This window comes from Blautia sp. AF14-40, from assembly GCF_003479665.1.
In the GTDB taxonomy this organism is placed as follows: domain Bacteria; phylum Bacillota; class Clostridia; order Lachnospirales; family Lachnospiraceae; genus Fusicatenibacter; species Fusicatenibacter saccharivorans.
In genome coordinates, this window is record NZ_QUHK01000003.1 from 19,444 (window position 1) to 42,399 (window position 22,956).

A 22,956-nucleotide genomic window follows, 5' to 3' on the forward strand; every position below is an offset into this window, starting at 1 on the left:
TTTCTATTCAATTTAATTAACCACTAGGAAATGTTGCATGATTAATCTGCTGTTTTGGCTGCCTTGATACTTCTTAGGTTGACGGCTAGATACGCATTAGAGATGTCTCCATCCAAATGCTGTTCTAGCAAGGGATTTTCCCCTTGAACCCATCATTTACGATATATGGTGGCGCTTTTCGCCCCCAAATAGTGAAAGTGGGGGCACTTTCTGCCCCCACTCAGGAAATGTTGCTAAAATACTGTTTAGATTTATCATACATACAAAATGGACGTTATCTATTTCTCCTCTTCGTTAAGACCTAGTTCATTACATATTACTTGCTATCCCTGATACCTTATTCTTTCTACCAGCGTTTCCTTTTTCAGATTACTGCTTAAAACGCAGGAAAGTACAATCTGCAACAGACCGACCAAAAAAATCATAATAAAAATTGGTACGATTGGAACATGATAGATATTCATTCCAAATATTCCATTATGTTTTGCATAGGAAAAAAGTGCATAGCCGAGCGGCAGACCAATGATCAAAGCTACGCATATGGTACCAACCGTAAAAATCAGTCCCTGTAACTGCAGGCATAAATTTAATTGTTTATTTGTCATACCCACAGCCTGTAATATACCATATTCCTGCTTTTTTGTCGTAATATTCATGATCATGGTATTCGCCATATTCATAAACCCGATGAGTCCTACAACCGCCATAAACAGATAACAGCCAAGCTTCATCATGCTGCTTGCAAATTCGGCAGATTGTAACTGCGCATGATAAGTATCCATTTTTATATGCGAAGTATTAGAAATCAAAGTATTCAGACTTTGTTCTACAGATGCCACATCTTTTTTATCACAGTCCACCCACAGATAGCCATAGGCTGTTCCTCTCGGATTCATGGAACGATATACACCTTCCGGAATGACAAGATAAGTGTCCGCGCTTACAAAGGATCCTGCAATCTTTCCCTGATAGGTATAGGTTTCACTTCCATTCTCAAAGTCAAATGCAATGGATTCACCCGGAGCATATCCATCTTGTTCCATCCACGTTGACCAGCCAAAGAAAATTTCACCATTCTTTACCGCCTGATCATAGTCCATAGAGCCAATGTCCCCGTCTTGGCGCATAAAATCAAAATCATTTTTACTCACAATATCAGCCGGAAATCTTGTTCCGTTCAGATTTACAGAGACAATCTCTCTCGTCATGACATCTGTTACTCCCGGAATGCTTTTGATTTCTTCAATCAGCGAATCATTCAATGGATCATCCGTCAGAATCGTATCCAGGTTATTCTCCGGATATCTTTCATCATACTCAGCAGAATAGTCAAGCTGCAGTTCAAATTGTCCATGATTAACGGAAAGACGTGCTTCATGCTCCGTGTCAATATTTCCCACATAATTAGAGATAATCACAAACAATACGCAAGAAAAACCCATTGTGAGGATAGTACCAATAGTTCTTTTGGGATTACCCGTTACATTTGCCATTGCCATAGAAAACACGGTGACATTTTTTCTGCCATTTCGTTTTCCTTTTTTGTGTGTTTCTGCATTTTCTAAATACCGTGTTGCTTCGATAGGTGAAATCCGTGAAACAATTTTCATTGGTTTACGCAGTGCCAAAGCAACGGTAAGAAATGATACGAAAATACAGAGAAGCATAACAGGCAGGGAAAACAGAGGCACCTGCTGATTTTGAACTCCCATAGAGCTAGTTCCGGTTGATACAAGGTTTCCCTGTTCTACCAGCCAGTTAAAACCGCATTTTGCAATCAGAAAACCAAGAAGCAATCCAACTGGTATGGAAAAAATGGTCAAAAAAATGCCCTCTCTGAAGATCAGTTGTTTCATCTGCTTTTTTGTCGCTCCCAGAGCCTTGATTTTTCCATACTCCTGTATCTTGTTGACAATACCGACCTGAAAAATATTATAAATGACCACAACAGAGAAAAGTACAATTGCAAGAATCAGAATTCCACATACCGCAATCGTTTCATAACTCGGCTGCAAGACCCATTGCAAATAGAGATCATTGACTATAACGTTTTTTTCTTCGATTCCACAAGATGCTGCAATCTGCTTTATAACCGGTTCAATATTATTCATAGATACATTTGCAGAATCGTTTAACGTAAAATAGATATTATACTGTCTGTCATTCTCTGCGACGTGCTCATCATAAAACTCCTGTGACCCGAAAGCAACATAAGATGCCTCGATGGTATACTCATCCCGATCATATAGGATTCCGCTGACAACAAACTCTTCCGGCTTATATTCTGACCGCATCCCTACACGGTAATCCAGTGTAACCGTATCTCCGACCTTTACATCATCATATCCCATTGCACGAAAAAAAGCTCTTCCGGCGGCAATTTCCTGCATTTTTTCCGGATACTTTCCTTCCTTTAACTCATATTCCTTATTATAGGGAAGCATTTTTCTTGCAGTCTCATCCATGCAGACAAACCCGCCATTTTCATTTCCTTTCAGGATGCCCTCCGTACACATGATGCCGATATCAGATATCTCAGCTCTGCGTTCCACTTCTTTTAATTGCGTACCATCTGCTGCGACAAACAGACCATAATTGCTTCCATATGAGCCTGCCGCCTGACTTTTCTGCAAACGTATCATTCCATTTCCCACAGTACTGATAATCACAAGCAGCATCGTAGTCAGACATATGGACATCATAATCAGTATACTTCTTGTCTTGTTCTTTTTGTCATTGCTATATGCAATCCTGCTTATTGTCTTCATCTGAAATCCACCACCTGTCCGTCCTCAATCACCAGAATACGGTCAGCGACCTGTGCAATTTCGTCATCATGGGTAATCATTACAATTGTCTGTCCATATTTTCTTGCTGTCATCTTAAGCAGAGCGATTACCTCATCACTGGTCTTAGAATCAAGATTTCCTGTCGGCTCATCTGCAAATATAATTTCCGGACGATTCACCAGTGCTCTTGCAATTGCTACTCTCTGCTGCTGTCCTCCGGATAACTGATTTGGCAGATTATAAATCCGGTTTTCAATCCCCAGAGTTGCAATAATATCATTTACATACGTTTCATCCACTTTTCTTCCATCCAGCCCCAGTGGCAGTACAATATTTTCCCAGACATTAACAGATGAAACCAGATTAAATGCCTGAAAAACAAATCCGATTTTTCTTCTGCGGAAAACAGCAAGGGCATCTTCCTTCATCCTGTATAAATCTTTCCCTGCTAAAGTAACACTGCCTTTTGTCGGGGTGTCTAGCCCTCCAAGCATATGAAGTAATGTACTTTTACCGGAACCTGACTTTCCGACAATTGCGACAAATTCTCCCTGCTCAATCTGAATGTCCACCTGATTGACCGCTTTGACCTGATTCTCACCTGCGCCATAAAACTTACAAAGCTGCTTGGTTTCTAATATCACACTCAATGTGCTACCTCCTTTTCAATTCTGTAAAACGTACCTTTTCAACACGCTTTCTTTGTCTGTTTATATATTTGGTCATTTTTCAACCTACATCCAAATTGTATCAGGATAATCTTTCATTTCACTTTCAAAAACGAGCAGAAGTCTTACAGAATTGTAAGATTTCTGCTCATTTAAAATTTAACTAACATATGGTAATTGAATCACAAACGTGCTTCCTTTTTTCTTTTTGCCGGAGGTTACCGTAATCATACCTGCGTGCTTTTCGATAATTTCTCTCGATAGAAAAAGTCCGATTCCTGTACCACTCTTTTCCATGACCTCCCTGGAACTTCCTCTGTAAAATCGTTGAAAAATTTTGTGATACTCATTCTGCGGAATACCAATTCCCTGATCCTCAATTTCCATTCTTACAAGATCGTTTCTTTTTTGTAACCGGATAAATATTTTTGAACCACCCGGACTGTACTTGACCGCATTATCCAGAACGTTGATCACAGCTTCGCCAAGCCACCTTTTATCCTGCATAATCGTGCATGTTTCCAGCTCTTTTTCATAGTCAAAAACGAATTCAATTTCTTTCTCATCCGCTTTTGGATATGTACGATTCACAGCAGATATGACAGTATCTATAAGTGGAAGTTTTTTCTTATTCATCTGAATCAGTCCAGTTTCCATCTTGGATATTTCAAGAAGCGACTGCAATAATGTCTCCAGTCCATCCAGAGCACTCCGACAACGGATACGAAACTCCTCCTGTTCTGTGGCACTTAAGTCATTCTGCATCAGCACACTAAAACATATATCCAAAGCTGCAACCGGTGTCTTTAACTGGTGTGAGATGTCAGAAACCATTTCTTTCGTGCTCTCTTTTTCTGTCCGTGCTTCTTCCTTTAGCAACTGAATATGATGTCCGATTGCTTCAAGCTGGTCATTCAATTTTTCCAGTTCTGCGTAATTTTCCGTTTTCAGTAAATCATCAAATTTATTTTCACGGAATCTGATCAGAATTTCTTCCAACTGGTCTAATATTTTCTGATGACACGCATCTTCTTTTTTCTTCCAATAAAATAAAAAAGTCAAAAAAAACACGCATATCACAGTGCTTACAGCACCGATCACCATAACCTGATGCTGGAATTGCGAATAAAATGCATTCCCTTTATTCCCCCAGTATCCATATTGTTCCAATAATCGCCTTCCCTGTTCGTTAGTTTCAATATCCTTATCCTTAAGCAATTCCGAAACAGCATCCAGCCCGGAAAATTCTTCCTTTGCAGCAATCTCTGTCATAAGATTCATTTTATATTTGTAATCTTCATAAAACACATACGTGGTAAAGCAATTTAATATTGCAAACAATAATATGACAGGTAATACCAAGGAGAACACTACTGTAATCTTCTTGCGATATCTCTTTGTCACTGCCTTACCTCCTGATTCCATATATACCCAAGACCTCTGATATTCTTGATATAGACCGGTGCAGCCGGATTGTCTTCGATTTTCTCACGGAGTCTTCTGATATTGACAGCGATTGTATTTTCATCCACAAAATCCCCTTCCAGATCAAACACATTTTCCAATATTTGTGTTTTTGAAAGAATCTGTTTCGGATTCTGAAGAAAAAAAGTCAGCATTTTCAACTCCGTTTTTGTCAGACTGATTTCACGACTCTTTATCAGGACTTTCATTTCTCCTGCGATAAATACGATATCTCCCGAAATCATCTTTCCGGCTTCCGTTTTCTCCTGTCTGCGGCGGAAATGTGCTTCTATTTTCAAAAGAAGTACCGAAAGACTAAACGGCTTTGTAATATAATCATCTGCCCCTGCTTCATATCCCATGACCTGATCCATCTCCTGATCTAGTGCTGTAAGACAGATAATGTATGTATTATAATTGCATCTCATCCACCTTACAAATTCCAGTCCATTCCCATCCGGAAGATTCACATCACAAATGGTAACATCCACATTATTATCACTTGCAATTCTTTTCGCTTTTTTCACTGATTCTGCTGAAAAAACCTCATATCCGGATTTTTTCAGTGAAAATGTAATTCCACGATTTAAATTTTCATCATCTTCAACCACGAGTATACCTGGCATAGCATCTGCACCTCTCTTTATTAACTATTCATCTTAAAATGCTTCAATGCCTCCACAATTGCACTCTCTTTATCTTCTGGACACTGCGGTTGCCTGCTATCTTCATTTTTAGGTAAATTAGGACTTGGAACAAGTTCCAAGTCTGTCGCGGCAGTCGTCGAATTGCCCTGCAAGCAGTCCATTCTCCTCGTTGCAACGCGCAAATTCCTTCCAACCTCAATTCCGCATTTTCTCTTTACCTGTGAGATACATCCGGCTTTTGTTTCAGTTGGGACAAAAGAACAACCGTCTCTACATGGCAAGTCATCGGAAACTGGTCCACGCCTCTTACCTTTTTCACCTCATACCCCAGCTCCTGAAGAATCTTCAGATCCCTTGCCAGTGTCGCAGAATCGCACGAGACATACACAATCCGATCCGGCTGCATATCGGCCATGGTGCGGAGCAGATTTTCCTCGCATCCTTTCCGCGGCGGATCGACTACAATCACATCGGCATGCGCATGTTCGCCTGGATGTTCTTTGGCATATTTTTCGTAATATTCCGGCAGTACTTCCTCGGATTTTCCGACAAAAAACTCTGCATTTTCGATTCCATTGATTTTCGCATTGTTTTTCGCATCTGCGATGGCCTCCGGCACGATCTCCACGCCGTAAACTTTTTTCGCCTTCTGCGCCAGAAAAAGTGAAATCGTTCCGATACCGCAGTACAGATCCCAGACAGTCTCTTCTCCGGTAAGACCAGCATATTCCAGCGCAAGGCTGTACAGTTTTTCTGTCTGCACGGGATTTACCTGATAGAAGGAAAGCGGAGAAATCTGGTATTTTACCTTTCCGATATAATCGGTAATAAATTCCTGTCCCCACAGACAGCGAATCTCTTTCCCCATGATAACATTGGTCCGCTCACGGTTTACGCTGAGTGTAATGCTCGTCATGCCTTCCAGTTCCGTCAGTGATTGGATGAGTTTTTTCTCTGCCGGCAGTTTCTTTCCGTTCACAACGAGACAGACCATGATTTCTTTCGTTGTAAATCCAAACCGGATCAGCACATGGCGCACCAGACCTTTGCCGGTCTCCTCCTGGTATGCCGAAACGCTGTTTTCTTCCATCCACGCGAGAATGCGGTTCAAAATCTCTTCGTTCTGCTCTACGCCAAGATAGCAGTTCCGGTTTTCCATGATCTGATGCGTTCTTCCCGCATAAAATCCGGTAATCAGTTTCCCGTTTTTATCCTGTCCGATCGGGAACTGTGCTTTGTTTCGATACCGGAACGGAGACTCCATCCCCACAATCGGCTCCATCGGAATTTCCGTCATCCCACCGATCCGCTGGAGGTTCTGGGCAATTTTCTTTTCTTTAAAGCGGAGCTGCTCTGCATAATCAAGCATCTGTAACTGACAGCCGCCGCATGGACGGGCCACAGGGCATATCGGCTCTACGCGGTGCGGGGACGGTTCGATCAGACGCATCAGCCGTGCGTAGCCGTAATTTTTCTTTGCTTTTATCACTTTTACTTCGGCAAGATCTCCGATAACCGTGTCCTTGACAAAGAGGGTATAGCCCTCGCATTTGCCTATACCCTCTCCGTCGTGTCCCATATCTTCAATTTTCACCGTCAGTACATCATTTTTCTGATAGCTCATGAAAAGTCTCCTGTTCTGCGGATGTTGGACTCAAAGAACCGGTTGTAGCCAATCCACTCATTGCCTGCCGGCGCTGCATCAAACAGCTCGGTCAGAGTCTCCATTTTGGCATCGGCATTATCAGCCAAGTTCAGCGCTACCGCTTCTACCATTGCCGGCTTTTTCGGGGAACCGTATTCCAGCTCACCGTGGTGTGCCAGAATGCAGTGTTTTAACTGATTTTCCAGCTCCATCGGAAAACCTTCTATTTTCTGTGCAGCATCGTGTACCATCTCCGCACCGATCATAATGTGGCCGAGAAGCTGTCCATCATCCGTGTAATCGTTCTGCGGGAATAAAGAGAGTTCTTTCGTCTTTCCGATGTCATGCAGAATCGCTGCCGTAATCAGCAGATCACGGTTTAAGATCCCGTACGATTTCGCCATAAAATCACAGAAACGGGTGACACTTAACGTATGCTCCAGCAGTCCGCCGACAAAGCCGTGGTGAACACTTTTTGCCGCAGAGCTCATGCGGAACCGTTTTACCGTCTCCTGGTCCTGGATAAAATAGTACGTCAGGATTGCGGAAAGATACTGGTTTTTCACCGTTCCAATCCAGGAAAGCAGTTCCTGATACATCGTGTCGATGTCGTAACGGCTGGTCGGCAGATAGTCTGCCGGGTTGTACTCGCCCTCTCCTGCCTTTCTTGCACGCTTGATCGAAACCTGAAGCGCGCCGTTGAATACGGTGATATCGCCGCTGATGTCGACGTAGTCAAGTGCTTCGAATTCGTCGATTCCCATCGAATTCGGATCCCAGATTTTTGCATCGATCGTACCGGTGCGGTCCTGTAAGATCACGTTTTCATACTGTTTTCCGTTTTTCGTAACGGCTGACTGTTTATGTTTGCAGAGATAGACACCGGACATGCGGTTTCCTTCCCGGAGTTCGTTAATATACTTCATAAAAATAAATCCTCTTTTTCTAAAATAAATGCGGACACAGCGTTCCGTTTTTGTTTTCCTTGTTTCTTTACATGCCTTACCAATTCTACCAGATTTTTATACAGAATGCACGTATTTTTTCACAGCGGTTCGGAAACCGTCCGAAAAGAAAAAGCTTTCGGAAACCACGCCGGTCAAGGCCGGCTTTTTGGCTTCCGAAAGCCTCTGTTTTCAGACTTCTCCAAGCGTCACATCAAACGTCATCTCCGCGTATCCTTCGGCGCCTTTCCGCATCGCCGTCACGGTAACCACGTCTCCTGTGCTGTATTTGCCAAGCTGTTCATGGTACTGTTTGATCGTCTCAACCTTGTGCTCCCCGACCTTTACAATCACATCGTACTCTTTCATGCCCGCCATCATCGCCGGAGAATCGTCTGCGACGCGGCTGATGAGAACGCCTTTTGGAATGCCGGTTTTATCGGAAAGTTCTTCTGTGACATCCTGTCCGCGGATGCCGATATACGCGCGGCTCACGTTGTTGGAAAGATTTTCGATCAGCTTTTTGATCTGGGAAATCGCAATGCCCGTCACCACGTTGTTTCCCTTGGCACTGTAACTCTGCGCAATAATGCCGACGATTTCGCCGTCAAGATTTACCAGAATGCCGCTGCCGTCCGTGCTGCCGAGGATGTCGGTGGTCAGCAGATTGTACTCATTGTCCAGCGCGGAAATCTTGTTCGTAACCGAAGTCACCACACCATACGCAATCGAATTGCTGTAGCCGACCGGGCTTCCGACAGCCACGACCGGGTCACCCTGGCTGACGAGATACGAACTGCCGAGCGGCGCAACCGCAAGACCGTCCCGTGTTTCCTCATCCAGCTTCGATTCATCCACCTTCACAATCGTAAGGCCGGTGCTCGGATCGTGGCGCTGGTATGTGGCATCCACCATCGTCTCGTCCCAGAAGGTGACCTGAATCCGCTCCACATTTTCCACGATGCGGTATTCCGTCAGAATAAAGAGATCCTGCCCGTTGTCCGCAACAATCAGACCGGAAATCTGCTGCTGGTTTTCATAGTTCTGGTTAAAATAGTCCATCTGATTGGTAATGCCGATGACGGTAACCAGCGCTCGTTTTGGTTTTTCCGTTACTTCCAGCATATCCTGGTAGAGCGCTTCATAATTTTTCAGGCTGCTGTCCTTTTCCTCCGCATCCGTTTCCCCATCGACACTGGAAACCTCGCTGCCCTCCTCCGGCTCTTCGGAAGTGCTGCTTTCCGTTCCCTCTGCCGCTCCATTCTCCTCTGTGCTTTCGGAAACCGTACTTTCGGATACACTGCTTTCTGAAGTACTGCTATCCACTGTAGAACTGCTGATTTCCGAACCGGAGCCGCTGCTGTCTACCGACGCACTCGCCGAAGATGCGGTAATTGTCTCATCCGGCTCCTGTCCGCTGTTTGAATCCTCATCTCCCGGGATATCCACTTTCGCCGGCGGCTCTTCCCTGGTAACTGCTTCTGCAATCTTTGGCTCTGTCACCGCAAATACCGCAGCCGCAACCAGACCGCCAAGCGCCGCAAGTGCCAGCCATCCGGCAATCAGAAGAACAATCTTTTTCCAGTCGGGCGGCTGCTTTTTGATGCTCTCTTTCATGAATTTGTAAGGTTTTGGGTCATTTTCCATACATTTCTTTCTCCATACATCTGTATTCCATACCGAACTGCTCTGCGCATATGCGCTTCCGCAATCTTCACATATATAAAAAACTTTACCAGATAGATATGAACATTTTATGAAGACTGTTACATTTTTTTCTCATTTGCGCAACATCCTGCATTTTCTCGTTCTTGGGGTTTCTTTCTTTTCTTTTTTAAGGTATAATTGGGGGAGTGGAAAAACCTGTGACCCACATTCCACTTCCGGTCTGTACTTCCCGTGCAGATATATGATCAGATCGCTACTGTTCACTCAGCAGTGAAACACTTGCTGTTTCGCTGCGTAAGAAAGTGATTCAGGTGTGAGCAGCCCTCCTTTTGCGAAGCAAAACTTTAAATGAGGGCTGCGAATGTTACAGTTCGCAGGGTACCTGTGAACTGTAACATCAGATCCGTGCGGTATTGCATCAAAAATACCGCGTTATCTGTAGACAATGACTGAATTATGAATTACGAAAAGGTAAGTATTATGAATCAGAAAGCATTAAAAACGCTCGAATACGACAAAATTATCGAACAACTGGCTTCGTATGCCAGTTCTCCGCTGGGCCGGAAGAAATGTCTAGAACTCGTTCCTTCTTCTTCCCTCTCCCAGATTACGCGGATGCAGCACGAGACACACGACGCGCTCACCCGGCTCTTTAAAAAAGGCCACATTTCCTTTGGTGATGCCAAAGATATCCGCGGCGCATTAAAGCGTCTCGAAATCGGCAGCTCCATGAACATCACGGAGCTTCTGCAGACCGCCGCACTTCTGGAAAACACGGCACGCGTCAAAGCGTACGGCCGCCGCGAAAATGCGGACCAGACGCCGGACAGCCTCGAAGATCTCTTCGAAACACTGGAGCCTCTGACGCTGCTTTCCACGGAAATCCGCCGCTGTATTCTCTCCGAGGATGAAATCAGCGATGATGCAAGCCCGAATCTACGCCGCATCCGTCGTTCCATCAAATCGTGTGAGGAAAAAATCCACAGCCAGTTAATCTCGCTCGTCAACGGTTCCTACCGCACGTATCTGCAGGATGCCGTCATCACGATGCGCGACGGCCGCTACTGTATCCCGATCAAATCCGAGTACAAAGGCCAGGTTCCTGGCATGGTACATGACCAGTCCTCGACCGGTTCCACCTTCTTTGTCGAGCCGATGGCCGTTGTCAAACTGAACAACGATATCCGTGAGCTGGAAATTGAAGAAGCAAAAGAAATCGAGGTCATCCTCTCTACGTTGAGTGCCCAGGCAGACCTGCACCGCGATGAGATCCGTTACGACCTCGAAAACATGGTAGAGCTTGACTTCATCTTCGCGCGCGCCGCTCTTGCAATGGAGCAGAACGCCAATGAGCCGATCTTCAACACCGAAGGTAAAATCCACCTGCGCAAGGCACGCCACCCGCTGATCAATGCGAAAAAAGTCGTTCCTATTGATCTGTCGCTCGGCGAAGATTTCGACCTTCTGATCGTCACAGGACCGAATACCGGCGGTAAAACGGTTTCCTTAAAGACGGTCGGACTCTTAACACTGATGGGCCAGTCCGGACTTCACATTCCGGCACTCGACCGCTCCTCCCTTTCCGTTTTCGACGAGGTTTACGCCGATATCGGTGATGAGCAGAGCATCGAGCAGTCGTTGAGTACCTTCTCCTCCCACATGACGAATGTGGTTTCCTTCCTCGACAAGGCAGACCGCAATTCCCTCGTCCTGTTCGATGAGCTCGGCGCCGGTACCGACCCGACAGAGGGCGCGGCGCTTGCCATCGCGATCCTCTCTACGCTCCACGAGCGCGGCATCCGCACCATGGCAACGACACACTACAGTGAACTGAAAATCTATGCCTTATCCACACCGGGCGTGGAGAATGCCTGCTGTGAATTCGATGTCGAGACTTTAAGCCCGACATACCGCCTGCTCGTCGGCGTTCCTGGAAAGAGTAATGCGTTTGCGATTTCCAGCAAACTCGGCCTGCCGGACTACATCATCAACAAGGCAAAAGACGAAATCAGCGAGCAGGATGAATCGTTTGAGGACGTTCTGACCACTCTCGAGCAGAACCGGATCACGCTGGAACGCGAAAAAGAAGAGCTTGCCCGCACCCGCGCGGAAGTCGAATCCCTGAAGCAGAGCCTTGCCAAGAATCAGGAACAGATCGACGCAAGAAAAGAAAAGATGATCTCCAATGCAACCGAGGAGGCACAGAGAATTCTCCGCGAGGCGAAGGAATACGCCGACCAGACGATGCGCGATTTCCAGAAATTTGGAAAAGAGAATGTTTCCGTCCGCGAAATGGAGCAGAAACGTACCGCTCTGCGTGAAAAGATGAACAAGCTCGATAAGAAAAAGGCGAAGGAAGTACCGAAGCGCACCGGAAATCTCCGCCCGCAGGATCTTCATCTCGGCGATGCCGTCAAAGTCTTAAGCATGAATCTCAAAGGTACTGTCAGCACCCGCCCGGATTCGAAGGGAAATCTCTTCGTCCAGATGGGTATCATGCGGACCAAAGTGCATATCTCCGACCTTGTGCTGATCGACGAGGCTGTCATCACCGGCCCGTCCATCTCCCGCACAAGCAGCGGAAAATCGAAGCTTTCCAAGGCTGCCACGATTTCTACCGAGATCAATCTGCTCGGAAAAACGGTGGATGAAGCGGTTGCCGAACTCGACAAATATCTCGATGACGCTTATCTCTCCCATCTGCCGAGTGTCCGCGTTGTCCACGGAAAAGGAACGGGCGCACTGCGGAAAGGCATTCACAATTATCTGCGCCGCCAGAAACACGTAGCGGACTTCCATTTAGCGGAATTCGGCGAGGGCGATGCCGGCGTTACGATTGTTACGTTTAAGAAATAAAAACTCAGGAAAATATGGGACGGAACGCATACTGTATGCGGTTCCGTCCTGTCCCCAGTGAAGGAGAATCTTTTATGGCTTCCAAACAGAAAATTCTGATTGTCGATGACGATAACAATATCGCAGAACTGATTTCTCTCTATCTGACCAAGGAATGCTATGACACAAAAATTGTAAACGATGGAGAAGAGGCTGTCCGGGAGTTTCACTCCTTCCAGCCGAACCTGATTCTGCTCGACCTGATGCTGCCCGGCATGGACGGCTACCAGGTCTGCCGCGAAATCCGGCACGATTCCGATGTTCCGATCATCATGCTCTCGGCAAAGGGCGAGGTGTTCGACAAAGTCCTCGGCCTGGAACTCGGCGCGGATGACTACATCATCAAACCATTTGATTCCAAGGAGCTCGTTGCCCGTGTGAAAGCAGTGCTGCGGAGATTTCAGCCATCACGCACGATCCCGGTGTCCGCGACCGCAGGAAAATGTGTCGAGTACCCGGATCTTATCATCAACCAGACGAACTATTCCGTCATTTACCAGGGCCGCACCGTCGATATGCCGCCGAAGGAACTGGAGCTTCTCTACTTCCTTGCTTCCTCACCAAACCAGGTCTTTACGCGGGAACAGCTCCTCGACCATATCTGGGGCTATGAGTACATCGGCGATACCCGCACGGTAGACGTTCATATCAAACGTCTCCGCGAAAAAATCAAGGACCATGCCTCCTGGGCCATCACGACGGTCTGGGGCATCGGTTACAAGTTTGAGGTTAAAAAATAATGCGACGCACGCTTTACCGGAAATTAATTCTCATTTATGTCATTCTCGCCATTGCCGGCTTTACGCTGATCTCAACGGTCGGCTCCCGCATGGTGGAGGACAGTCTGGTCTCCAGCGCGAGCACCAGTCTGTACCGGGAGGCCACGCAGATCGCTTCCAAACAGGGCGACCTTTATTACCACAGTGAGCGTTCCCTGACGGATCTTTACAATTCGCTCAGTGCACTGGCTTCCTATCACAATTCCCAGATCTGGCTCATCAGCGCAGACGGGGAAATTCTGCTGAACACGGCAGCTGCACTCGATGAGGAAAACCCGGAGATCATCGACGGTTTTGATCCAGTTGCGCTCGGCAGCGAGTATTACAGCACGGGAACGTTTTTCGGCTATTTCGAAGACAAGATGCTGAGCGTCATGGTTCCCGTCACCTCCGATTTCCGGATCAATGGCTATGTCGCCATCCACCTTCCGCTGCAGGACGTCTATCAGCAGAGGGAAAGTCTGCTGGCACGGATTGATTTTCTGTTCCTGCTCGTGTTCGGACTCTCGTTTGTGATTCTGATCTTTTTCTCCCTCGTCGTGTACCGGCCGCTGAAAAAGATCATCAACGGTGCAAAGGAGTATGCCTCCGGCAACCTGACCCACAAAATTGATGTTAAATCTCACGATGAGATGGGGTATCTCGCTTCCACGCTGAACTACATGTCCGGCGAGCTGAACAAGACCGGCGAATACCAGCGGAAATTTGTGGCGAACGTCTCTCACGACTTCCGCTCACCGCTGACCTCGATCAAAGGCTACGTGGAGGCAATCCTAGACGGAACGATTCCGCCGGAAATGCAGGAAAAATATCTGAAAATCGTTCTGTTTGAGACAGAACGGCTGCACAAGCTGACGCAGAGCCTGCTGACGCTGAACGACATCGACGATAAAGGGAATATGCTCGATCTGACCTCGTTTGACATCAACGCCGTCATCAAGGATACCGCCGCTTCGTTTGAGGGAACCTGCACAAAAAAGCGGATTTCCATTTCACTGATCCTCGCATCGCGCACCTTATACGTCTGCGCCGATATGGGAAAAATCCAGCAGGTGCTGTACAATCTCATTGATAATGCAATCAAATTCAGCAACAACGATTCCACCATCACAGTTGAGACAACGGAGAAGCACGGTAAAGTCTTCGTCTCCGTCAAGGACACCGGCTGCGGCATTCCAAAGGCAAGCATCACGAAAATCTGGGAGCGCTTCTACAAGCTCGACGCCTCCCGCGGCAAGGACCGCAAAGGAACGGGACTTGGGCTTTCGATCGTCAAAGAGATCATCACTGCGCATAACCAGAATATCAATGTCATCAGTACAGAGGGCGTTGGTACCGAATTTATCTTTACACTCGCCAAAGGCGAAGCACCAAAATAAGCCCCTCCGCCGAGGGACTTTTTTGCCAGACATATCAAACTAACTCTGGAGGTAATTTTCACTATGAACCCAAACACCATTGATTCCATCATCAAACAGCTCATTGCATCCCACACCACCATTTCCACCATGGAAAGCTGCACTTCCGGTCTGATCGCCTCCCTGATCACCGACACCGAAGGCGCCTCCGCCATTTTCCCCGGCGGCTACGTCACGTATCTGAACGAAACCAAAGTCCTCGTCGGCGTCGACCCTTCCGTCATCGAAATCCACGGCGTCTACTCCCCCGAATGCGCCGAAGCCATGGCCCGCACAGTACAAGAAAACCTGCACACCGCCATCGCCATCGGAATCACCGGCACAACCGGAAATCTCGACCCCAACAACGCTGACAGCGTACAGGGCGTCGTCTACTTCTGTATTTTATACAAAGCCCAAGCCCACACCTTCACCTTCCAGACCAACGTCTCCGGCATGACCCGCCACGAAATCAAACAGCTTTACGCCGAGCAGGTCTTCGCCGAATTGGAAATGATCTTAACTTCTTCCTTATAAAAAGAATGCAGCTCCGTCTACGATCACCAGAGTCCCGTCCGTCTACCTCCACTCATGCGTCCGCAAATGCCCCGCGAGCTGCATATGGTCAAAGTTATTCTGCCGCAGTGCCTCGTACAGTACGATCGCCACGGAATTTGAAAGGTTCAGCGACCGAATATCATTAATCATCGGAATCCGCACCGCCGTCTCCTGATTATCGTACAGAATATCCTCCGGAATCCCCGCGCTTTCCTTTCCGAACATGATAAAGCAGTCCTCTTCATACTGCACATCCACATACGTCTGCGGCCCCTTCGTCGTCGCATAGTAAATCTTCGCCCCCGGATTTTTCTCCAGAAAATCCTCGTAACTCTCATACACTGTCACATCCAGCTTCGGCCAGTAATCCAGCCCCGCGCGCCTGACCGCCTTGTCCGAAATATCAAACCCCAGCGGCTTAATCAGATGCAGCCTCGTCCCCGTCGCCACACACGTCCGTCCGATATTACCTGTATTTGCTGGAATCTCCGGCTCATGAAGAACAATATTCAAATGTGCCATTTTACCAATCACTCCTGTCGTATATTTAAGCCTTATCTGCCAACCCGGTACATCTCATCCATCTGCGGCTTATCCAGATACCGGACCTCTTCCCCGTTCCGGAGAATCCTCTCCTTCCCAGATGTCGTCCGCCCAATCACCGCCGATGGAATCCCTTCGAGTGCCATTTTCTGCACCAGCCCCTCGCCGTCCGCCGCCGCAATCAGCAGCGCCCCCGTCGAAAGCATCTGATACGGATTCACCCCGAAAAATTCACAGATCTCCACCGTCTCCTGCTGGATCGGAATCCTCTTCAGCGCCACATCAAGCCCGATACCCGCGCCGTCCGCCATCTCCCAGAGCGCCCCGAAAATCCCGCCCTCCGAGAGATCCTGCATCGCAGCCGCACCGTGCTCGATCGCAATCTCCGCCTCACGGCAGACAGAGTAATCCTCCGAAAAATCCGCCGCCCCATGGATAAATCCCGGAGAAAATCTCGTCAGAAGCTCATCCCTTCTTGTCTTTGCCAGATAAGACACCGCGCCAAGCGCAATCCCCTTCGTCACGACAAGATCCAAATCCGCTGTCACACACGACGGATCAAACAGCCCCGCACGCGTTGTCCCGCCTGCCGCCGTCACGGTAAGCACCGGATACAAAACCCCGTCCGTCACCTCCGTATGCCCGCCGATCACCGCAGTTCCATACCGCACACACGCACCGTCAACCGCCCGCATCAGCTCCTTTAAATCCTTTTCTTCCATCGCCTCCGGCAGCATCAGCGACACCAGCACTCCTTTTGCCGATGCCCCCGCCGCGGCCACACTGTTGCACACCCGGCAGACCGCGAGCACCGCGTCCTCCGGATCCTTCACCAGCACCGGCGCACACGAAAACACCTGCGTCTCCTTTTCTCCTGCAAATGCCGATACCCCACGTCCAACCGCCGGCCCTGCTGCGTCCTCTCTTTTCTGCCCCAGCATCTTAAACACCGAGCGCACCAGCACGCTCTGCTGTAATTTACCCTTTCGCATCCCTTGTCCTCCTCGAACTTCCTGTTTCAAACGAAAAAGCAGACGGAATCCGTACTCCTTTTCCCTCTGCTTTCCCATTTTTCACGGAAAATGTTACAGTTCACTGGTTCCCAGCGAACTGTAACCAGAAAACGCCTAGTCCTCATCGTCCTCCGTTTTCTCTGTATCGCTGCTGTCGTCCGTCTTTTCCGTACCATCCGAATCCGAATCATCGCTGCTGTCTTCCTTCTTCTCCGAAGAACTCGATGACGAACTGCTCTGGCTGTATTTCGCTGCAACTTCCTTTGCTTTTGCAAGATCATTTGCCGCAATCGCCGCCTGCATTTCCGCACGCGCCGCTGCATTGTCCGTCTTTGTTCCCACGGTATAGACATCCGATGTCATGCGGTAAGTGCTGGAATTCACCTGCTCCTTCGTCTCATTTCCATTGTCATTCACAATCTTCCACAGCCGCGCCGTCGAACCCTGATAGCCGTACGATGTCTGTTCAATTGTTCCAAACGATGCATTCGCATCTTCCGTCAGGCTCGGCGTCGGATCCTCCGTGTTTGTCGTCTCACTCTCATAGCGGACCGTGCGGTTCGGATCTCTCGTCTCATGGCCGTAGATGGCAAAATGCAGGGTGCTTCCGTCCGCGCTCGCCTCAATATAAATCGGCGCATCCGTATTGTTGATGAATTTCAGGTCTTTCAATCCCTCTGCAATCGCCGCATCCATCGACGGATCCACATAGTGGACAATCATGGAATGGCTGTACCGCTCCGTCACCTCAAGCTCTGCTTTTAAGACAGCAACATAGAGCGTTGTGGAAACCTGGCAGATACCGCCGCCGTACGAATCGACGACCTTGCCCATCTCATACGATGCTGCCAGTGCATAACCATTTTCCGCATCAAACGGCACAACGACCGCCTCTACGGAAAATTCCTCGCCCGGCTGTACCAGCGTTCCGTTAATCTTCTCTGCGCCGACTGCGACATTCTGTTTTCTGCCGCTCGTACCGTTGCCATACTCCGTCGTACCCTCGCCGAGCAGATCTTTGACAAGTGCAAGCTGCTCCGGATTACCGCCTGCCGGTGTTTCTTCTGTTACCAGTTCTACGCCGCCGATGCCGCCCCGCCAGCTTGTCGTCAGGTAATTGACAACCTTCGCCGTGGACTCATCCACGTTGACGCTGCATCCGGTCTGGCCCGGATTGACGATAAATTCGCCGTTTTCGCGGGTCAGCGTTGCATCTGTTGCCTCGCGGTTCAGCACGGCCGTGTTGTTTTCTACCGCCTGGCGCGCTGCCTCGCCATCGACTGTATATTTCAGGGAAAACGTCACCGTCTCTCCATTTTTGAGCCGGTTCTGTGTCAGGAACCGCTTCAGTACATTGCCTTCCTGCCCGATTGTGACGGCTTCTCTTGCCACCTCCGGGTTGGCACAGGAAAGTCCGAGATCCCCTGCTGTCACCTGTGCATTCTGCTCTCCGGCAAACAGGTTGATAACCGAGGGTTTTAACTGTTCAATTTTGTCGTTTACTGCCTGTGTGATCTGCTCTTCGGTCATACCGCCGACGGAAATGTCTTCTACATAGATTCCGTCCAGCGCTGTCCGGTCATCCGCTTTGACTGGTTCTGCCAGAAAGCAGAATGCGAATGCGATAAGCATCACCAGCAGGCCTCTCATTTTTCTGCTGTTTTTCATACTGTGCCTCTTCTTGATCCGTTTCCCATTTCACTCTGTCTTTTACAGAATCTCTTTACACCAGCCATAAAAGTGCTGGAAGAACCATACCAAGCACCATAACCACTGCAAGAATCAATGCCAGTATCTTTGCTGCATTTCTCTTCTTTGCCAGCGGATCTTTCTTCTTTTTCTGTGCCTCTGTCGGGGCTTTTCGATTGACTTTATTACTCATCGTTCCATCCTTTCTTTTTCTCTTCTATTTTTTCTCAGTTCTCTGTCGTTTTTCCATTCTTCCATGTGCCAGAATAATCTGATCGATCATGCGGGATGCACGGCTTTTTGTGAGTGCTCCCCACTCCGGTTCGAGATCCAGCTCATGGTACCGGATCAGATCCGCCAGATATTTTTTCTGTGCCTCCGTCGCCGGAACCTCACGTTTCATTTTGGCCTTCAGAGGCGCTGCGGCAAACCATTCCGGGTGATCTTCCGAAAATCCTTCTTCCAGTTTTCGGAACAGTGCCAGCGTTTCCAGCACATCGTCCATCGCACGGTGTGCGTGTTCCCGCGGGATCTGATAGTAGCCGCAGAGTGCTTCAAGGCTTCTGCTCTCCAGATCCGGGAGGGCTTTCCGTGCAATTTTCAACGTATCCCACGCTTCTTTTTCAAAGTCCAGACGGGCATTTATCGCTGCCTGCTTGATGAAGCTGTAATCGAACAGAATATTGTGCCCCAGAAGCGGCAGGCCGCCGCAGAAATCCAGAAAGCCGCGGACAGCAGTCTCCACATCGGGCGCATTCGCAATCATCTCATCCCGGATTCCGGTGAGTTCCGTGATCCGCTCCGGCACTTTTCTGCCCGGATTGACGAAAGTCTCATACGATGCCGTGACCTCTCCGCCCTGCACTTTTACTGCACCGATCTCCAGAATCTGGTCTTCCTTTACAGAAAGACCCGTTGTCTCAAGATCGAGCACTACAAAATCTTGTATTTTCATCTTTTATTACCTTTTCTAGTATCTCATGTTCTTTTGAAATGTCAAGCGTAAAAAAGCTCACTACAGTCGATCATCTCCGCATTTCCCGTCAGCGGATCGCGCTTCTGATAATCAAACAGGAGTACCGTACGCGCCTTTTCCCCGTTTCCGAGCACATCGTAATCAAAAACTTCCACATGCGTCATGCGCTGCAGCTGCTTCCAATCGTATGTCGTATACGATGGCAGAAGCGTTCTCGTTTCGGCTTCCTTCTGGTAAAAATCACGCGATTCGTTTTTCCATTCCGACGGATCCTTTGCAAAATGCGGCCGCGTCTTCATATTTTCCCGCGCATACAGATCGAGTACCATCATCTGGCGGAAGAATGCTTCGTCCTGCTGTTTTTCGTCCCGCAAAAACTCGAGCAGAATTTCATACCGCTGGATCCGGTTATGCGCCGTCTCACTGTAGCCCTTCGCCCGGTAGAAATCACCGAGTTCCTGGAAGAAGTCGAACGGGTTCTCATACAACCGCTCGATCATCGGCAGCGTGTGGACAAACTGACCGCTGTTGTAATAGACTTCTACCATCTCTTCCACGTCTTTCAGTTTCAGCACATCATCATACGGCAGCCATTTCGTATAAAGCACCTCATACGGCTCCCGTTCCTGATAATGGCAGTCATATTCTTTCGTATGCTCATACATAAAGGAGCCTCGAAGCACTTTTAAAAATCCGAGCTGCAGCTGCTGCGGCCGGAGCGCATAGACATCCGCAAAAGAACGGCGGAAACTTGCATAGTCCTCGTAGGGAAGTCCCGCAATCAGGTCCAGATGCTGGTGGATGTTTCTTCCTTTCGCAATCCGATTGACAATCTCTGTCACTTTTCCGAAATCCATTTTCCGGTGAATTGCTTCGATCGTCTGCGGATTCGTAGACTGCACGCCGATCTCGAGCTGTACGAGTCCCGGCCGCAGCGTATTCAAAAGTTCCAGCTCTTCTTCCGTAATCAGATCGGCAGCAATTTCAAAATGGAAATTTGTCACACCATTATCGTGTTCCGCGATGAATTTCCAGATCGCCATTGCGTGATCTTTTTTGCAGTTGAAGGTACGATCTACAAATTTAACCTGCGGTACCTTCTGCTCCAAAAAGAAGGCAAGCTCCTTTTTTACGAGATCGAGATTTCGGAACCGGAGCCTTTTATCAATGGAAGAAAGGCAGTAGCTGCACGAGAACGGACAGCCACGGCTCGACTCATAATAAATGATGCGGTTCTCAAATTTTTTCAGGTTTGCATAGGGAAAATCCACCTCGGACAGATCCATAACCGGACGCCACGGGTTGCTTTTGACTGCACCGTCTGCATCACGGTATGTAATGCCATGGATCTCCTCCAGCGTTTTCCCCTCCATCCCATTCTCCTGGTTCTGATAATAAACTGCTATTTCCCGGAAAGTCACTTCTCCCTCGCCTTTCATAATTCCGGCAAGGAACGGATACTGCTCCAGCATCTCCTTTGCATGGTACGACACCTCCGGTCCGCCAAGCCAGATCTTTGTTTTGGGACTGATTTTATGATATTCTGTAATCAGATCCTCTACGATTGATATATTCCAGATGTAGCAGGAAACGCAGACAACGTCTGCACGCGCCAGAAACAGGCTTCGCAGCATGGAATCCTTTGACTGATTGATCGTAAATTCGCGGATCTCCGGGAACACGCCGGCTTTCTCCGCGCTCGCCTGCAGTGTATAAACTGCGAGATTGGAATGAATATATTTTGCGTTGACCGCAGTCAGAATAATTTTCATAATCTTTCTAATACTTCTCCTTGGTTCCTCTTTGCATATCTTTTATACTACCACATTCTCGAACGAAAATACACCGCCATTCCTCCAAAAGCACAATTTTTTCGCGATTTTCGATAAAACAGTTGCAATTTTCGCGAATCCATGTTATATTAACAAAGGTTTCCAACAGGAAATCAAAATGCCCAGATAGCTCAGTTGGTAGAGCAGAGGACTGAAAATCCTCGTGTCGCTGGTTCGATTCCGGCTCTGGGCATTTTTTGCTGCACAAAAGCAGGATTCACATTTTTTTGCCACAGCAAAATCCGGCAGAATCTCCTGTCTCCTATCGCAAAAAAACTCTGCACCGCATCCCCGGAAATTCCCGGATGGATACGGTACAGAGTTTTTTTCATCGCATAACTGCCCAAGAAAGCATTTCGTTTTTACAGATTTTTGATGACCTCCCATGCTTCATCATCAAACTTTCTGTCTCTGAAATAATACTGTTTATCTTCTTCGGTAATCTTCCGAATGACTTTACACGGATTTCCTGCTGCAATCGACCAGTCCGGAATGTCCTTTGTTACAACACTTCCGCCGCCGATAACAACGTTATCTCCGATATGTACGCCTGGTAAAATAACGGTATTTCCGCCAATCCAGACATTATCTCCGATGGTAACTTCAATGCCGTATTCATACGCACTGTTTCTTGCCGCCGGATGCACCGGATGACCTGCAGTATAGATGGCAACGTTCGGCGCCATCTGGCAGTTGTCTCCGATTTTTACCTTTGCCACATCGAGAATGGTGCAGTTATAATTTGCAAAGAAATTTTTTCCAACCTCAATATGAAAGCCATAGTCACAGTAAAATGGCGGATTGACAAATGCACCCTCGGATTTTCCAAACAGTTCTTTTACAATGGCTGCGATTCCGTCAAAATCCGAACGGTCGATGGTGTTCAGTTTCTGCGTCAGTCTTCTCGCATTCATCTGCTGCTCCATGACCTCTGCATCGGAAATGTACGGTAACTGTCTGTCTCTTCTCTCTACGTTTTTCATTGTTCTGTATCCTCCCTGGTAATATTATTCACCCACTGATATTTTTTATAGTGTCTGTAAACGGCAGGAAGCTTAATCATTTCATCCAGATTCAGCAGGAAATAAACGACCATGACCGTTGTTCCGATCGTAATCGCCGCATAAAAGAGATTCAGGACAAAAGAAATCTGTGTGGCAAGCGAAACTGCGGACAGGGAATTCTTGTCCAGCGTACCGACCATTAACGCATCGGACGCACTTACCAGTGCATTCATCAGATTCTGTACAACCATCGGGATCAGCAGTGCAAGAAGTTTCCGGTAGAATTCCGGATCTTTTTTCTTGATTTCCCTCTGATTTTTCATTTCTTTTTCCTTTTTTCTGTTTTATTCCATACACGTATATGTTATAATCATATTATCTTAGGTTTTGCGTTTTTTCTACGACAATATTCCTTATTTTTTATAATAATTGTACTTTTTCACGG

At 47.7% G+C, this 22,956-nt stretch carries 19 protein-coding genes and 1 tRNA gene; 5 read left to right on the forward strand and 15 right to left on the reverse strand.

The annotated features are described in order from the left end of the window. Positions 1-323: 323 nt before the first annotated feature. From DWW13_RS03225 to DWW13_RS03260, 7 genes are all read right to left on the reverse strand, one after another. Positions 324-2,768, reverse strand: coding sequence for an ABC transporter permease (locus tag DWW13_RS03225; RefSeq protein WP_118719210.1), 2,445 nt, complete (start codon positions 2,766-2,768; stop codon positions 324-326). Continuing rightward, the gene (locus tag DWW13_RS03230; RefSeq protein WP_118667051.1) at positions 2,765-3,439 is read right to left on the reverse strand and encodes an ABC transporter ATP-binding protein; all 675 of its coding nucleotides are present in this window, start codon (positions 3,437-3,439) and stop codon (positions 2,765-2,767) included. Before DWW13_RS03230 ends, DWW13_RS03225 begins: the two co-directional genes overlap by 4 nt. 177 nt (positions 3,440-3,616) lie before the next feature. Then, entirely contained in the window at positions 3,617-4,882 is a 1,266-nt protein-coding gene (locus DWW13_RS03235; protein ID WP_118719212.1) for a sensor histidine kinase, read from the reverse strand. Further along, entirely contained in the window at positions 4,858-5,547 is a 690-nt protein-coding gene (locus DWW13_RS03240) for a response regulator transcription factor (protein WP_008120506.1), read from the reverse strand. Before DWW13_RS03240 ends, DWW13_RS03235 begins: the two co-directional genes overlap by 25 nt. A 235-nt stretch (positions 5,548-5,782) precedes the next feature. Then, positions 5,783-7,192, reverse strand: a complete 1,410-nt coding sequence (gene rlmD / locus DWW13_RS03250; RefSeq protein ID WP_118719214.1) for a 23S rRNA (uracil(1939)-C(5))-methyltransferase RlmD — start codon at positions 7,190-7,192, stop codon at positions 5,783-5,785. Then, positions 7,189-8,139: a 3'-5' exoribonuclease YhaM family protein gene (locus DWW13_RS03255; RefSeq protein ID WP_118600857.1), complete on the reverse strand. Its 951-nt coding sequence runs from the start codon at positions 8,137-8,139 to the stop codon at positions 7,189-7,191. The genes rlmD and DWW13_RS03255 overlap by 4 nt, the downstream gene beginning before the upstream one ends. A 210-nt stretch (positions 8,140-8,349) precedes the next feature. Next, positions 8,350-9,804, reverse strand: coding sequence for a S1C family serine protease (locus DWW13_RS03260; RefSeq protein WP_118719216.1), 1,455 nt, complete (start codon positions 9,802-9,804; stop codon positions 8,350-8,352). Positions 9,805-10,305: 501 nt separating this feature from the next. On the opposite strand from DWW13_RS03260, the gene DWW13_RS03265 reads away from it, so the two are divergent. From DWW13_RS03265 to DWW13_RS03280, 4 genes are all read left to right on the forward strand, one after another. Further along, positions 10,306-12,681: an endonuclease MutS2 gene (locus DWW13_RS03265; RefSeq protein ID WP_055220632.1), complete on the forward strand. Its 2,376-nt coding sequence runs from the start codon at positions 10,306-10,308 to the stop codon at positions 12,679-12,681. A 74-nt stretch (positions 12,682-12,755) separates the two neighbouring features. After that, positions 12,756-13,460, forward strand: a complete 705-nt coding sequence (locus DWW13_RS03270; protein WP_022461607.1) for a response regulator transcription factor — start codon at positions 12,756-12,758, stop codon at positions 13,458-13,460. Further along, entirely contained in the window at positions 13,460-14,878 is a 1,419-nt protein-coding gene (locus DWW13_RS03275) for a sensor histidine kinase (RefSeq protein WP_022461606.1), read from the forward strand. Before DWW13_RS03270 ends, DWW13_RS03275 begins: the two co-directional genes overlap by 1 nt. A gap of 63 nt (positions 14,879-14,941) precedes the next feature. Next, positions 14,942-15,433: a CinA family protein gene (locus DWW13_RS03280; RefSeq protein WP_022461605.1), complete on the forward strand. Its 492-nt coding sequence runs from the start codon at positions 14,942-14,944 to the stop codon at positions 15,431-15,433. Between the two features lie 42 nt (positions 15,434-15,475). Here the strand turns inward: DWW13_RS03280 and trmL are convergent, their stop codons facing one another. From trmL to DWW13_RS03305, 6 genes are all read right to left on the reverse strand, one after another. After that, positions 15,476-15,976 (reverse strand): tRNA (uridine(34)/cytosine(34)/5-carboxymethylaminomethyluridine(34)-2'-O)-methyltransferase TrmL, encoded by a 501-nt coding sequence (trmL, locus tag DWW13_RS03285; RefSeq protein WP_118719218.1) that lies wholly within the window; start codon positions 15,974-15,976, stop codon positions 15,476-15,478. Between the two features lie 32 nt (positions 15,977-16,008). Continuing rightward, positions 16,009-16,989: an AIR synthase-related protein gene (locus DWW13_RS03290; RefSeq protein ID WP_118666573.1), complete on the reverse strand. Its 981-nt coding sequence runs from the start codon at positions 16,987-16,989 to the stop codon at positions 16,009-16,011. A gap of 135 nt (positions 16,990-17,124) precedes the next feature. Beyond that, positions 17,125-18,678, reverse strand: coding sequence for a VanW family protein (locus DWW13_RS03295; protein ID WP_118719220.1), 1,554 nt, complete (start codon positions 18,676-18,678; stop codon positions 17,125-17,127). A gap of 55 nt (positions 18,679-18,733) precedes the next feature. Then, positions 18,734-18,892: a hypothetical protein gene (locus DWW13_RS18775; RefSeq protein ID WP_022462412.1), complete on the reverse strand. Its 159-nt coding sequence runs from the start codon at positions 18,890-18,892 to the stop codon at positions 18,734-18,736. A 24-nt stretch (positions 18,893-18,916) separates the two neighbouring features. After that, positions 18,917-19,654, reverse strand: a complete 738-nt coding sequence (locus DWW13_RS03300) for a 3'-5' exonuclease (RefSeq protein ID WP_055220616.1) — start codon at positions 19,652-19,654, stop codon at positions 18,917-18,919. Between the two features lie 41 nt (positions 19,655-19,695). Next, positions 19,696-21,447, reverse strand: coding sequence for a B12-binding domain-containing radical SAM protein (locus DWW13_RS03305; protein ID WP_118719222.1), 1,752 nt, complete (start codon positions 21,445-21,447; stop codon positions 19,696-19,698). Between the two features lie 180 nt (positions 21,448-21,627). Here DWW13_RS03305 and DWW13_RS03310 point away from each other — a divergent pair. After that, a tRNA-Phe gene (locus tag DWW13_RS03310) sits at positions 21,628-21,700 on the forward strand. A 169-nt stretch (positions 21,701-21,869) separates the two neighbouring features. Here DWW13_RS03310 and DWW13_RS03315 read toward each other — a convergent pair. After that, complete coding sequence (locus tag DWW13_RS03315) at positions 21,870-22,490, reverse strand: sugar O-acetyltransferase (RefSeq protein ID WP_022462409.1); 621 nt, start codon at positions 22,488-22,490, stop codon at positions 21,870-21,872. Continuing rightward, a complete protein-coding gene (locus DWW13_RS03320; protein ID WP_118719224.1) occupies positions 22,487-22,834 on the reverse strand; it encodes an MATE family efflux transporter in 348 nt (115 codons plus the stop codon). Before DWW13_RS03320 ends, DWW13_RS03315 begins: the two co-directional genes overlap by 4 nt. Between the last annotated feature and the right edge of the window lie 122 nt (positions 22,835-22,956).